The following is a 12,911-nucleotide window of genomic DNA, read 5'->3' as shown; positions in this document are numbered from 1 at the left end:
TGTATGGTGGAATTATGGCGTCGACGTCCCCGGCTGGTTCCGTTCAATCTGTCTCTCGTGCGTTCGCACTTCTTGAAGCAATCGCAGATGCCGAAGACGGCCTCCCGCTCGCCGTTGCGGCAGAATCCGCCGGGTTAGCGGTGCCGACCGCGCACCGCATTCTCGGAACCATGCAGAAGCTCGGCTACGTGCGCCAGACCGACAAGCGTCGGTACGCCCTCGGCGCTGGCCTCATCGGTCTCGGCCGCCGCGCTGTCCCACCGCTGGCGGAGGTCGCAAACCCCCTCCTCGAGCGACTCGAGGGTGCCTTTCACGAAACGGCGAACCTTGCCGTGCTCGACGGCGACCTCGTGCTCTACGTGGCACAAATGCCGTCGCGTCACCGCATGCGCATGTTCACCGAAATTGGCCGGCGCGTTCTCCCGCACTCCACCGGCGTTGGCAAAGCGATGCTTTCGACGATGCCCGAAGATCGCGTTCGAGCTTTGGTCGAACGAACAGGCCTCCCCCGCTTCACCCCAGCGACACTCGTCACTGCCGAAGACTTCATCGCAGATCTTCGTGTCTCCAAGGGGCGGGGATTCGCCGCCGATGACAGCGAGCAAGAGGTCGGCGTGCGCTGTATCGCGGTCGCTGTCACCGGGCTCGAGCAACCAACGGCACTCTCTGTTTCCGGCCCGATCACTCGCATCACAAGCGCGATCGTTCCACGCGTCGTCAAGGCTCTTACCGAAGCCGCCGCCGAACTTCGAGCAGCGGCTCTCTCGCAGCAACCGTAGCGGAACGACAAAGCGGGGGCACCGGGTCTCCCCCGTGCCCCCGCTCATGTCTGCTTACGCGGCGGTTCCGGCGAACGCCGCTTCGATCTCGTCGACAGGACGCACGCGTCCGATCAGGGGGAAGATCGTCGAGACGCTGTAGTCGTGACCGGCCGTCGTAATGGCCGACATCGCCTCGTTGGCGAAGACGACGTTGTAGTAGTTCTCGTAAGCCGCGCGAGCAGTACCTTCGACGCCGTAGTTCGTGGACATACCAACCATGACGACCGTCTTGATAGCGTGGCGTCGCAACTGCACGTCAAGGTCAGAACCGTGGAAGGCATTCCACGAGCGCTTGATCATGACCGGTTCGTTAGGAAGCGGCGCAACCTCGGCGACCAGCTCATCCCAGCGCGGCTCACGCACCGGGTTCAGCGGGCGCATCTTCTCAATCTGCATCGGCGCGAGGGAGTCCTTCTCATTCGGAAGGAAGCTCGTACGAACGTGCACGATGAGCGACCCTGCGGCGCGTGCTGCAGTGAACAAACGCAGCGAACGCTCGAGAACGTCGCGAGGGCTGTGGGGCTCGTGGTGGCTGGTCAGGTTTGCTTCCTGCAGGTCAATGGAAACAATTGCCGTGGTGGCGGGGTCAAAGAGGGTCACGATATGTGCCTTTCATTAGAGAACTCGAAGGTTCAGTCGTCGCAGAACCGGCGGTTCGGGAGGAGTGCGGAACCGAGAGGTTCGACACGAAAGTGCGTAGCGCGGCGCCGCGGTGGCGCAACGAGCGCCCTGTGCGCAGGGGGAGTGCGCACAGGGCGTACCACGTCGACCGCTCAACGCACAGGGAACCGCGAGAACGACGTGGTGTCTGAAAAACTATGAAACGGATTCAGCGGGCATAGCGAACGGCGCCAGTTCGGGTGCGGCATCGCCCATCACGTCACGAGCAACGGCGTCGCCGAGGAGCGGACCCATGGTGAGTCCACCGGCGCCGTAGCCAGAAGCAACCCACAGGCCATCGCGTCCGGGTACTCGTCCGACAACGGGCATGTGGTCGTCGCCCATCGGTCGAATGCCGACGCGGGTTTCCACGAGGGTTGCCTCGCCGAGACCGGGTGCGAGCTCCAACGCCTTCTGCAACACCGACATCTGACCAGCCGCGGTAACGCGGGGGTCAAATCCGCTTCCCGTTTCGCGCGTAGCGCCGACGGCGATGCGGCCGCCATCAAACGGTGTCATGTAGTGGTCTCCGAGAGGGTGAACGGTCGGCCACGGCGATGTGTTCACGCCGCGCAGGTGCAGGTGCACGATCTGACCGCGCTGCGGCGTGACCCCGATGCGCATGTCAAGTCGATCAAAAATGTCCATCACGCGGGCGCCCGCAGCGACCACAACGGCATCGAACATCGTCGTGCTCGTGGTTGTCTTGACACTCCAGCCCGTTTTCGTTTGCTCCAACCCGATCACCGCGTCGACGAGGTGGCGCGCACCGTGCGCAATGGCACCGGTCAGCGCGGCATCTCGTAGGATGCGACCGTCAACTCGCCCACCACCGGTGACCAGTAAACCCGTCAGGCCAGAAGCGAGTGCGGGGAAAAGGCTCTGCACGTCATCGCCAGCAACACGTTTAACCTCACCAGCAACGTCACCGGCATCACGCACGCGGGAAACGATGCGCTCATACTCGGCTTCGATCCCTTCGGCATCGGCGTCGACCATGAGTGCGCCCGAACGACGGTAACCGAGTTCAGGGATTCCCAAGGCCTCGAGCTGAGACAGAAATTCGGGGTAGTAGTTGCCACCAGCGGCGTACGCTGCATAGAAGTCGCCATCAGACTTCGACACCCATGGCGCGATGATGCCAGCGCTGGCCGCTGTCGCCTGTCCGAAGCCACCGTCGTCGATAACCGTGACCGTTGCGCCTCGACGAGCGAGGTGGAAAGCGGTTGTAACTCCGGCGATACCGCCGCCGATAACGGCGATGTTTGTCGTGCTCATGGCGTGGATCAGAACTCCTAATCGTGGGATGTGAGGTAGCGGACTCCGCGCAGATCGTCTGCGAGTGCAACGGCAGCATTGCGGAGAGTGTCGACGGTTGTCATTAAGACGTTGTCAGGCATACGAAGGGTGGGAGCGGAGAGAGAGAAACCGATGGGTGCCAAGTCGCAAGCAATGGCTACCGCAACGCAACGCATGCCCTCTTCCTGCTCGCCTTCGTTTACTGCATAACCGCGCTCCTGTGCTGTTGCGATCGCATCCAGCAAAGTGGGACGGTCAGTGATCGTCGCCGGAGTGAAACGGGGCATATGCGTGTGGTCAAGAATGTGATGCACCTGTTCGACCGGCATGGTGCCGAGCAGGAGCTTGCCTAACGCTGAGGCATGTGGATGCGAGGGCACCCCAATACTGGTGTGAATGCGAATCGATCGGGTGCCCGGAGTGCGCGCGATACCGACGACGAATCCGCCCTTGAGGGTGCCGACGGCAACAGTCTCACCGAGCTCTTGCGCAATGCGATCCAAATAGGGTTGAGCGATCGCGGCGACAGTTTTCTGACGCGTTCCGGTCAGTTTAGTCAACCGTGGTCCGGCGAAGTACTTGCTGCTTTCGTCTTTGTCCACATATCCCAGCTCGTACAGAGACTGCACCAAGCGGTGAATGGTTCCGACGGGTAGGTCGCACTGGCGAGCGAGCTCTGTCACGCCGACAGGTAGATCATGCGCAACAACCGCTTCGAGCACGGCAAAACCGCGGCTGATGGACTGCACAGCACCGCGCGATTTAGCGTTTGGCTCTGAGGCAAAGGTGCTCTCCACGGTTACTCCTTCATATTTGATCCGTGTGCGTTGGGGTGGGCGATGGCAACCATCGCCCACCCCAACTACAGGATCACTTTGTCAGTTCGACCGCGTCGAACACCACACCATCGTCTGCACGCGGCGAGAACTTCAGGTCGGCATTCACGCCGTAGGCGGACGGCTGCAGATACAACATGACCTGCGGGCGGTCTTCCTCAGCGATGATCTTCTGAACCTGCGCGTACAAGTTTTCGCGCTCGGCACTGTCCAGCGTGCGGTTGGCCGCAATCAGGAGTTCATCAACCTTTGCGTTGCTGTACCCGAGGCGGGGCATGCCCAGCTCGGTCGCATAGCCCTGCAGTGCGTACGACGCGTCGAGGAGACCGTCGGCCAGGGCAACCTGGTAGACCTCCTGGTTCGAGTAGTCGCTGTAGATGTCACCGAAGGCGCCGCCTTCAAGAATCTCAAGGTTGACGGTGAAGCCAGCCTCGGTCAGCATCGCGCTCACCATTTCAGCCAGTTCGGCATCCATCGGGTAGCTACCACGTGACGCGCTGTAGTGCAGTTCAACGTCGCCGCCTTCAGCGACAACCTCAGCCACGAGCTCCTTGGCACGATCGAGGTCAAACAGCGACGTGTTGTACAGGTCGGGGTCACCGCCAAACACGATGCCGTGCGGCGCTCGCGTACGCACCGGAACGGCGTTGCCGTTAAAGAGCGTGTCGATAATGGCCTGCTTGTCGATGGCCAGGTCGATTGCTTCGCGCAGGCGCACATCCTGCGTGGCGTGCGGCTCGTTGACGCGAAGCATCAGCATCATCGTGCGCGACGTTTCGCCGAATGCCATCGTGGTGTCGCCAGATCCGACACGCTCCCAATCAACGACGGGAATGTCGGTCGCGATGTCGACGCCACCGGTCAGCAACTCTGAGACGCGGGTCGAGTTCTCGGGAATCGTGCGCACCTCAACAGATGCCCACTTCGGGGTGCCACCCCAATAGTCGTCGTTGCGCTCGAGTACGACGCGGTCGTCGCGTCGCCACTCGACGAACTTGTAGGGGCCGGAGCCGATCGGCGACTTGATGAACTCTTCGATGCCGTGCTCTTCGATGTAGGCGGCCGGCATGATGTCGGCACCGCTCTTCGACAGTGCTGCCAACAGTGTCGGCATCGGCCCGTCGGTCGTGATCTCGACGTCGTACTCGCTCGTCGCCGTTACTTCGGTGATCTGTGAGTACCAACGCGACTCGAGGAGCGCCGGGTCCTTCAGGCGGTCAAGCGTGAACTCGACATCGGCTGCCGTCAGCGCCGAACCATCGTGAAAGGTCACATCGTCGCGAATCGTCATCGTCCACGTCGTGTCATCGATCTGCTCGTATTCCGTGACCAACTGCGGAACGATCTCTGACTCGCCATTGCGGGTAAACAGGCGGTCGTAGACGTTTCGGTTGATGCGGTCGGCCGAGGTCTGAAGAGCGTTCTGCGGATCGAGGTTGCGGGGGTCGACGGTCTGGGCGAACACCAGCGTGTCCTTGGTCGCACCGGAGTCGCCGCCTGCGTTTGAGTCAGATCCGGTGCCGGGGACGCAACCGGTCAACAACAGCGCTGCCGCACCAACGACGGCAATCGCTTTGAGAGCCTTTTTCATGACTTTCCTTTCACACTTATGTGGGTGAGGGCCCTGCGCCACCGGCGACGCTCATGCTGTGCGCGCGCCGGTGCGTTCTTTAAAGGGCTGTGCACGAGACGACTCGATGAGCTGTTTCGTGTACTGGTGGGTGGGGTGATGCAGAATCTCGTCAGCGGTGCCGTGTTCGACGACTTCGCCCTTGTACATGACGCTGATTGTGTCGCTCATGAAGTAGACGCTTTCCAGGCCATGACCGATAAACACATAGGTCAGACCGAGCTCTTCCTGCAGTTCTTTCAGCAGGTTGAGAATCTGACTCTGAATCGATACATCCAGAGCAGAAACCGGTTCATCGCACACCAGAACAGGGGGTTTTCGTGCGAGCGCGCGAGCAATGACGAGACGCTGACGCTGGCCCCCGGAGAACTCGTGCGGAAATTTGTCGAGTGCCGATGTTGACAAACCGACCTGATCGATCAGTTCAGTGACGCGCGCGTCGATAGCCTGTCGAGATTCACGCGGCGAAACGGTGAGGGGTTCTGCCAGGATCGAGCGAACCCGCATGCGCGGGTTCAACGCCGAGTAGGGGTCTTGGAAAACCATCTGTGCGGCAGTTCGGCCAGCAACCGTCGTCCGCCCCTTGGCGTCAAAGACCGGGGAACCCGCGACAGTAATGTCACCCGTAGTCGGTGCGAGCAATCCGGCGATCATTCGCGCGACGGTCGTCTTACCTGACCCTGATTCGCCAATGATCCCCAGTGTTGTCGCTGGCGGAACAGTAAAGTTCACATCGCGCACGGCTGGGAAATCACGTTTCTTCCCGAAGAATCCCTCCGGAATCTGGAAGGTCTTGGACAGCCCAGTGACGGATACTGCCGCGGCGCTCTTCAGCTCACTCATGATGCTTGCCTCCACTCACGAACGCGGTCTGTGTGCCAGCAGGCTGCCTGCTGGCCGTCGACATCAACCACGGGTGGCTTCGAAGCGCACTGTTCAGTAGCAAACTGGCACCGTGCCGCGAATCGACAGCCGTCCGTCCACTCACTCGGCGTAGGGACTCGACCCGCGATCGCGAGCAATCGCTCGGGTTTGGATTCCAAAGATGGAGCGGAACGCATAAGTGCGGCGGTGTACGGATGCTGCGGATTCGAAAGTACCTGATCCGTGGTTCCACTCTCAGCAATGCGCCCCGTGTACATCACCGCGACGTCATCGGCGATGCGGCGCACGACGTTGAGGTCGTGGCTCACCAGCAGCAGCGCAGTGCCCGTCTCAACGGTGATATCGTAAATCAGCTTCAGAACCTGATCCTGAACCGTGACATCAAGCGCAGTCGTGGGCTCGTCTGCGAGAAGGAGTCGCGGCTTGCCGAGAAGGGCCATCGCGATCATGATGCGTTGGCGCATACCGCCCGACAGCTCATGCGGGCGCTGACGCAAAACCCGCTCGGGCTGGTGAAAACCGACACGGTCGAGCATGGCCAGGACATCACCCTTCGTCGCCCGTACGTGCCTGGCCGCTTCACCCAACTGGTTGCCGATCGACAGAATCGGGTTCAACGAGGTCAACGGCTCCTGATAGATCATTGAGATCTCGCGCCCGCGCAATTGGCGCAAGCGCGATGACGACGCTTGTGCGATGTTCGTGCCGTTCCAGCGAATCTCGCCGCCCGTAACGGCCAGCCCTTTCGCCAGCAGACTGATGATCGACATGCAGGTCAGGCTCTTTCCCGACCCGGACTCGCCGACGAGGGCTACGCGTTGGCCGGCGTCGATGTCGAGAGAGACACCGTCAACAAGCGTGAGGTTCTTCTTCGCGGCCTTGACCTCAAGGTCGCGGATACTCAGCATCGGTTGATTCGCCATGTCAGGCCCCCAGTCGCGGGTCGAGTGCGTCGCGCAGCCAATCGCCGAGCAGCAAAATGCCGAGAACTGTGGCGGTGATCGCAACGCCGGGCAGGGTGCTCAGCCACCACGCACTCGTGATGTAGTCGCGTCCGGCCGTCAGCATGAGGCCCCACGAAATGTTCGGGGGCTGCACGCCAAGACCCAGGAAGCTCAACGAGGACTCGGTGATGATGATGGTCGCCACGCTCAGTGTGGAGAGCACGATGAAGGTCGGCATCACGTTGGGTGCAATGTGTCGCGCGATGATTTTGACGCTTGGCACGCCGAAGTTGCGTGCCGCTTCGACGAACAGTCGCTCACGAATTTCGAGAACCTCGGCGCGAATCTGACGCGCGTAGATCACCCAGTTGGTGAATCCCAGAACGACGACCAGCGTCATCACGCCGGGTTTGACGACGCCGAGAATCACCAGCACGAGCAGAATTCCGGGGATCGCGAGCAGCGCATCGACGATACGCATGATGATCGCGTCAGTTGCGCCGCCGTAGTACCCCGCAGCGAGCCCAGCGATGAGACCAATGGTTCCGGCCAGCACGACACCCAAGACTCCGACGAGCAGTGAAATGCGCGAACCCTCAATGAGGCGGCTCAACATGTCACGACCGAGGTTGTCGGTGCCCAGAAGGTACGCGGCCTCGCTGCCTTCGAACGGGAAAGGAGGAAGCAGTGAGCGAGACGGATCAATCTGCGAAGGATCGTGCGGCATGATCCACGGCGCCAGGATAGCCACGAGTGCGGGAACGATGATGAGCACGAGCCCAAACATCGCCGGCGCCGGAATGCGCTTCACTGTGGTGATCAGGCGGAACGGGGCGCGCTGACGGGGCAGCGTAATGAACTCAGTCAAGTTTGATCCGCCTATCAACGAGTTTGAACGAAATGTCAGACAGGATGCTCAACGCGATGACCATCAGCGCGATGACAAACACCGCTGCTTGAACGACGGGCATATCGCGCTGGGTCACCGATTTGACGAGAAGCTGACCGAGACCGGGCCACGCGAATACAGCCTCAGTCACGAGCGCTCCGCCAAGGAGGGTGGAGAACTGGAGCACGGTGATTGACGCGACGGGGATGAAGGCATTGCTGAGCGCGTGTTTGAAAACCACAACAGATTCGCGCAGGCCCTTTCCATGCGCTGTGCGCACGTAATCCTGGCTCAGGATTTCGACCATGGAAGAGCGAACGAGGCGAGTGATCTCGGCCGCCGTTCCCGTTCCCAGCGTGATTACGGGCAGAACAAGGTGCGCCCAGGTGCCGGAACCAGAGACGGGGAACCAGCTCAGGGTGACGGCGAAGAGCAGGATGAGCATGATGCCGAGCCAAAAGTTGGGCATCGCCTTGGCGAGAACTGACAGCGACGAGACGACGTTGTCAATGACACCGCCGCGGTGCGTCGCAGCCCATACGCCGAGGGGAATTGCAATGACAAGGGCCAGGATGATCGACCCGACTGCGAGTGTGAGAGTCAGCGGGAGGCGCTCAAGCACGATGGCCATCGCAGGCTCGCGGTATTGATATGAGTCACCAAAATCGCCGACGAATGCGTGCGTTATGTAGTTCCAGTACTGAACGAGGAGCGGATCGTTCAGGCCCATCGAATCGCGAATCGCCTTGACCTGTTCCGGCGTCGCGTTCTCGCCGAGCATGAGCGTGACAGGGTCACCCACGATGTAGACGAGGAAGAACACGATCGTCACGATCAGGAAGAGGGTCGGAATGACTTCAAGGAGCCTTCTCCCGATGTAGTACCCCAAGTGATTCCTCCTGAATCGCCTCGCCGCGCTGTGTGTAGGTTGGCTCCTTTCTACTTCTGCATTCCACGATGCGTCAAAGCGATTCCATAATGCGGTAAACCTACCGCCATCCTTGAGATTCCCTCGGGCGGGTGATATTTACGCGGGCGCGTTCTCGCGCGCGCGGGCACGCGGATTCCTTCCGTTGAGCGGACTAGCTGTTGGGAGGAGCGGAAGCGGCTGATGGCGAGGAGCAGGGTGCATTACTCCCCCAGGAGCTTTAAGACCCTGTAGCGCCGCTGAGCGTCGACCGACGATTGCCCATGGTTCCACCTGGCCTCATGGACCGTGTTCGTTTTCACGGACGCCATCCTCTGGGGCTGGCTGGCATGGGTCGTACTCGCGCTCGGCATTCCGCTCGGTGAAACGCAAATGGTCGCCCGCGCTCGACGAGCCCGTCACAGCAACGCGACCGGCATGGCGGCGTACGGACTGGCGATTCGTAGTGCTTTCGCCGGCCAACTGCCCCCGCTCATCACGTTTCACGCAATATTCAGTGCGGCCGTATTCTTCGGCTCCCTCGTGTGCCCGATCGGGGTTGCCATCGCCGGGTAAGGGCACCATGGCGTGGCCCTCACTTACCCTGGAGGGGATGACTTCAGACGCCTCACCAACGGTTGTATGGTTCCGCGATGACCTGCGCCTTGCCGACAACCCGGCGCTGACGGCTGCCGCCGCGCGGGGGCCGGTCGTGGCGTTGTTTGTGCTCGATGAAGAGTCGCCCGGCATCCGCCCGCTGGGCGGTGCGGCGCGGTGGTGGCTGCACCACTCGCTGGCGTCACTACAGGCCCGGCTCGCGGCGCACGGGGTGCCGCTCGTGTTGCGGCGCGGGGCTGCCGGAGCCGTGGTGCGTGAGATCGCGGCTTCGCTGGGAGCCGGTGCGGTGATGTGGAACCGTCGCTACGCGAGTGCAGAACGTGCGGTTGATACAGAACTCAAGTCGGGCCTGCGAGCGGCCGAAATCGAGGTGCAGTCGTTTGCGGCGTCACTCCTCTTCGAGCCCTGGACGGTACAGACCGGGTCGGGCACCCACTACTCCGTGTTCACGCCGTTTTGGCGCGCGTGCCAGTCACTGCCCGCCCCGCGCCAGCCGCTCCCCGAACCCGAAAACCTGCACGGTGGTTCCGCTCTCCCCTCTGATGAATTGAGCGAGTGGAACCTGCTACCGACATCGCCAGATTGGGCTGCGGGATTGCGGGAGACGTGGGAACCGGGCGAACCGGCCGGTCTCGCGCGGTTGCACCAGTTCGTCTCGGGAGACTTAGCCGACTACGACCGGGCGCGTGATGAACCATCAGCTGGAGCGACATCGATGCTGTCGCCGCGGTTGCGTTGGGGTGAGATCAGTCCGTTCACGGCGTGGCATGCGGCGGTTGATGCGGGTGAATCCGCGCGATTCTTGACTGAGCTGGGCTGGCGCGAATTCGCGTGGCATACGCTGTTTCACTTTCCCAACCTTGCGACGAAGAACCTGCGGCCAGAGTTCGACGCGTTTCCGTGGCCCGATGTTGACGACGGCGCGTTGGCCGCATGGCGCAAGGGCAACACCGGCTTCGGCATCGTCGACGCCGGTATGCGCGAGCTCTGGCACACCGGCCATATGCACAACCGGGTGCGCATGATCACGGCGTCGTTTCTCATCAAGAACCTGATGATCGATTGGCGCATCGGCGAGCAGTGGTTCTGGGACACGCTCGTCGATGCCGACGCTGCCAGCAACCCCTTCAGCTGGCAGTGGGTTGCTGGTTCCGGAGCAGACGCCGCCCCCTACTTCCGCATCTTCAACCCCGAATTGCAGGCGAAGAAGTTCGACCCGCACGGCGTGTATGTGCAGCAGTGGGCCGCCGACGCGTCTCCATTGCAGATCGTTGATCTCGGGCTCACGCGCAAGGCGGCGTTGGCGGCATATGACGTCGTGAAGCGCTCCGGTCGCCCGTAAAATCTCTGTGTGCTTGAATCGCGCCTCCGGGCGCATTTGTGCCCTCCGAGCACCGGATTCTGCACAACAGTAAAAATTTCGCGAAACTTCTCCCCCGGATTGGCCAGAAGAAGCCTTCTCACAGCCCCATTGTGAGAATAAGCAAACGCCAATGAGTGACTGAGTCACCACCCGCCGAAGGAGTCATCGTGACTGCATTCCAGAACGACAAAGAAGCCGTGGATTCGCTCAAGCAGCAGAACGGTTCCAGCTGGGACAGCATTAACCCGGAATACGTCGCCCGCATGCGTGCCCAGAACCGTTTCAAGACGGGTCTGGAGATTGCCCAGTACACCGCAGACATCATGCGCCGTGACATGGCCGAGTACGACAACGACTCCTCGGTCTACACGCAGTCGCTCGGTGTTTGGCACGGCTTCATCGGTCAGCAGAAGCTGATCTCGATCAAGAAGCACCTTAAGACGACGAACAAGCGTTACCTCTACCTTTCCGGCTGGATGGTTGCCGCACTCCGCTCCGAGTTCGGCCCGCTGCCCGACCAGTCGATGCACGAGAAGACCTCGGTTCCGGCGCTCATCGAAGAGCTCTACACGTTCCTCCGCCAGGCAGACGCCCGTGAGCTCGACCTGCTCTTCACGCAGCTTGACAACGCACGCGCCGCCGGCGACGAGACCGCAATCGAATTCGTTCAGTCGCAGATCGACAACTACGAAACCCACGTGGTTCCGATCATCGCCGACATCGACGCTGGTTTCGGTAACCCCGAGGCAACCTACCTGCTCGCCAAGAAGATGATCGAGGCGGGTGCCTGCGCGATCCAGATCGAGAACCAGGTTTCTGACGAGAAGCAGTGCGGTCACCAGGACGGCAAGGTTACGGTTCCGCACGAAGACTTCATCGCGAAGATCAACGCTGTGCGCTACGCCTTCCTTGAGCTGGGCATCGACAACGGCATCATCGTCGCCCGCACCGACTCGCTCGGAGCCGGCCTCACGCAGAAGCTCGCCGTCAGCAACACCCCCGGCGACCTGGGCGACCAGTACAACTCGTTCCTCGACGTTGAAGAGATTTCTGAGGCCGAGCTCGGCAACGGCGACGTCATCATCAAGCGCGACGGCAAGCTGCTGCGTCCGCGTCGCCTCGCCAGCAACCTCTACCAGTTCCGTCAGGGAACGGGTGAAGACCGCTGCGTGCTCGACTGCATCACGTCGCTGCAGAACGGCGCCGACCTGCTCTGGATTGAGACCGAGAAGCCGCACGTCGAGCAGATCGCTGGCATGGTTGACCGCATTCGCGAGGTCATCCCGAACGCCAAGCTCGTTTACAACAACAGCCCGTCGTTCAACTGGACCCTCAACTTCCGCCAGCAGGCCTACGACCTGCTCGCAGAGCAGGGTCAGGACGTCTCGGCATACGACCGCGCGGCACTCATGAGCGTCGAGTACGACAACACCGAGCTCGCTGCCAAGGCCGACGAGATGATCCGCTCGTTCCAGCGCGATGGTTCCGCCCGCGCCGGAATCTTCCACCACCTCATCACGCTGCCGACGTACCACACGGCTGCGCTGTCGACCGACAACCTCGCGAAGGGCTACTTCGGCGACGAAGGCATGCTCACCTACGTTCGCGACGTTCAGCGCCGCGAAATCCGCGAGGGCATCGCGACGGTCAAGCACCAGAACATGGCTGGTAGTGACATCGGCGACAACCACAAGGAGTACTTCGCCGGCGACGCCGCCCTCAAGGCAGGCGGCAAAGAAAACACGATGAACCAGTTCAGCTGAGTTCGTTGCGGGCTGATTCGCTCGCGCTCGGGGCCCATCGCGTTTCGACGCGGTGGGCCCTTCGTTGTGCGGGTGTGGGGCGCGGCTGCGGCTCGCGCCGCCACGTCGTGAAACCCGTAAAACAACGCGGTACCCGTGTCAATCGCGCCAAAACATACGGGTTTCACGCCAAAGCGGCTCTTCACGAACGAGGGTGTAGTTGGGGTCTGAAGCCTCCGGCTTCGAGTAGTGATCTGGCGACATAGTTCGTGAGGTTGCGGAAGCCGAGTGCGGAGCCGCGGAGGTGCTCGAGCCGC

At 61.5% G+C, this 12,911-nt stretch carries 12 protein-coding genes; 4 read left to right on the top strand and 8 right to left on the bottom strand.

All coding sequences use genetic code 11. The features are described 5' to 3' along the window. Positions 1-14: 14 nt before the first annotated feature. Entirely contained in the window at positions 15-779 is a 765-nt protein-coding gene (locus ACQUSY_RS09385; protein WP_428904217.1) for an IclR family transcriptional regulator, read from the top strand. Positions 780-833: 54 nt separating this feature from the next. On the opposite strand, the gene ACQUSY_RS09380 is transcribed toward ACQUSY_RS09385, so the two are convergent. From ACQUSY_RS09380 to ACQUSY_RS09345, 8 genes are all read right to left on the bottom strand, one after another. Continuing rightward, positions 834-1,421 (bottom strand): isochorismatase family protein, encoded by a 588-nt coding sequence (locus tag ACQUSY_RS09380; protein ID WP_428904216.1) that lies wholly within the window; start codon positions 1,419-1,421, stop codon positions 834-836. A 216-nt stretch (positions 1,422-1,637) separates the two neighbouring features. Continuing rightward, positions 1,638-2,759 carry an NAD(P)/FAD-dependent oxidoreductase gene (locus tag ACQUSY_RS09375; RefSeq protein WP_428904215.1) on the bottom strand — a complete coding sequence of 374 codons (1,122 nt, stop codon included), beginning with the start codon at positions 2,757-2,759 and terminating at the stop codon, positions 1,638-1,640. A 17-nt stretch (positions 2,760-2,776) separates the two neighbouring features. Then, positions 2,777-3,577, bottom strand: a complete 801-nt coding sequence (locus tag ACQUSY_RS09370) for an IclR family transcriptional regulator (protein WP_428904214.1) — start codon at positions 3,575-3,577, stop codon at positions 2,777-2,779. 73 nt (positions 3,578-3,650) lie between these two features. Further along, on the bottom strand, positions 3,651-5,207 hold the full coding sequence (locus tag ACQUSY_RS09365; RefSeq protein WP_428904213.1) for an ABC transporter substrate-binding protein: 1,557 nt from the start codon (positions 5,205-5,207) through the stop codon (positions 3,651-3,653). Positions 5,208-5,258: 51 nt separating this feature from the next. After that, positions 5,259-6,089, bottom strand: coding sequence for an ATP-binding cassette domain-containing protein (locus ACQUSY_RS09360; protein ID WP_428904212.1), 831 nt, complete (start codon positions 6,087-6,089; stop codon positions 5,259-5,261). Then, positions 6,086-7,054: an ABC transporter ATP-binding protein gene (locus ACQUSY_RS09355; RefSeq protein ID WP_428904211.1), complete on the bottom strand. Its 969-nt coding sequence runs from the start codon at positions 7,052-7,054 to the stop codon at positions 6,086-6,088. The genes ACQUSY_RS09360 and ACQUSY_RS09355 overlap by 4 nt, the downstream gene beginning before the upstream one ends. 1 nt (position 7,055) lies before the next feature. Then, on the bottom strand, positions 7,056-7,943 hold the full coding sequence (locus tag ACQUSY_RS09350) for an ABC transporter permease (RefSeq protein WP_428904210.1): 888 nt from the start codon (positions 7,941-7,943) through the stop codon (positions 7,056-7,058). Beyond that, positions 7,936-8,853 carry an ABC transporter permease gene (locus ACQUSY_RS09345; protein ID WP_428904209.1) on the bottom strand — a complete coding sequence of 306 codons (918 nt, stop codon included), beginning with the start codon at positions 8,851-8,853 and terminating at the stop codon, positions 7,936-7,938. The genes ACQUSY_RS09350 and ACQUSY_RS09345 overlap by 8 nt, the downstream gene beginning before the upstream one ends. Before the next feature lie 327 nt (positions 8,854-9,180). Between ACQUSY_RS09345 and ACQUSY_RS09340 the strand changes: the two genes are divergently transcribed. The 3 genes from ACQUSY_RS09340 (at position 9,181) to ACQUSY_RS09330 (ending at position 12,615) form a co-directional block, all read left to right on the top strand. Continuing rightward, a complete protein-coding gene (locus tag ACQUSY_RS09340) occupies positions 9,181-9,447 on the top strand; it encodes a hypothetical protein (protein ID WP_428904208.1) in 267 nt (88 codons plus the stop codon). A 37-nt stretch (positions 9,448-9,484) separates the two neighbouring features. Continuing rightward, positions 9,485-10,831: a cryptochrome/photolyase family protein gene (locus ACQUSY_RS09335; RefSeq protein ID WP_428904207.1), complete on the top strand. Its 1,347-nt coding sequence runs from the start codon at positions 9,485-9,487 to the stop codon at positions 10,829-10,831. Positions 10,832-11,019: 188 nt separating this feature from the next. After that, on the top strand, positions 11,020-12,615 hold the full coding sequence (locus ACQUSY_RS09330; protein ID WP_428904206.1) for an isocitrate lyase: 1,596 nt from the start codon (positions 11,020-11,022) through the stop codon (positions 12,613-12,615). Positions 12,616-12,911: the final 296 nt, after the last annotated feature.

The sequence above is a fragment of the Microbacterium daqui genome (assembly GCF_050408675.1).
Lineage (GTDB): Bacteria > Actinomycetota > Actinomycetes > Actinomycetales > Microbacteriaceae > Microbacterium.
This window is presented reverse-complemented; position numbering and strand designations above follow the sequence as displayed.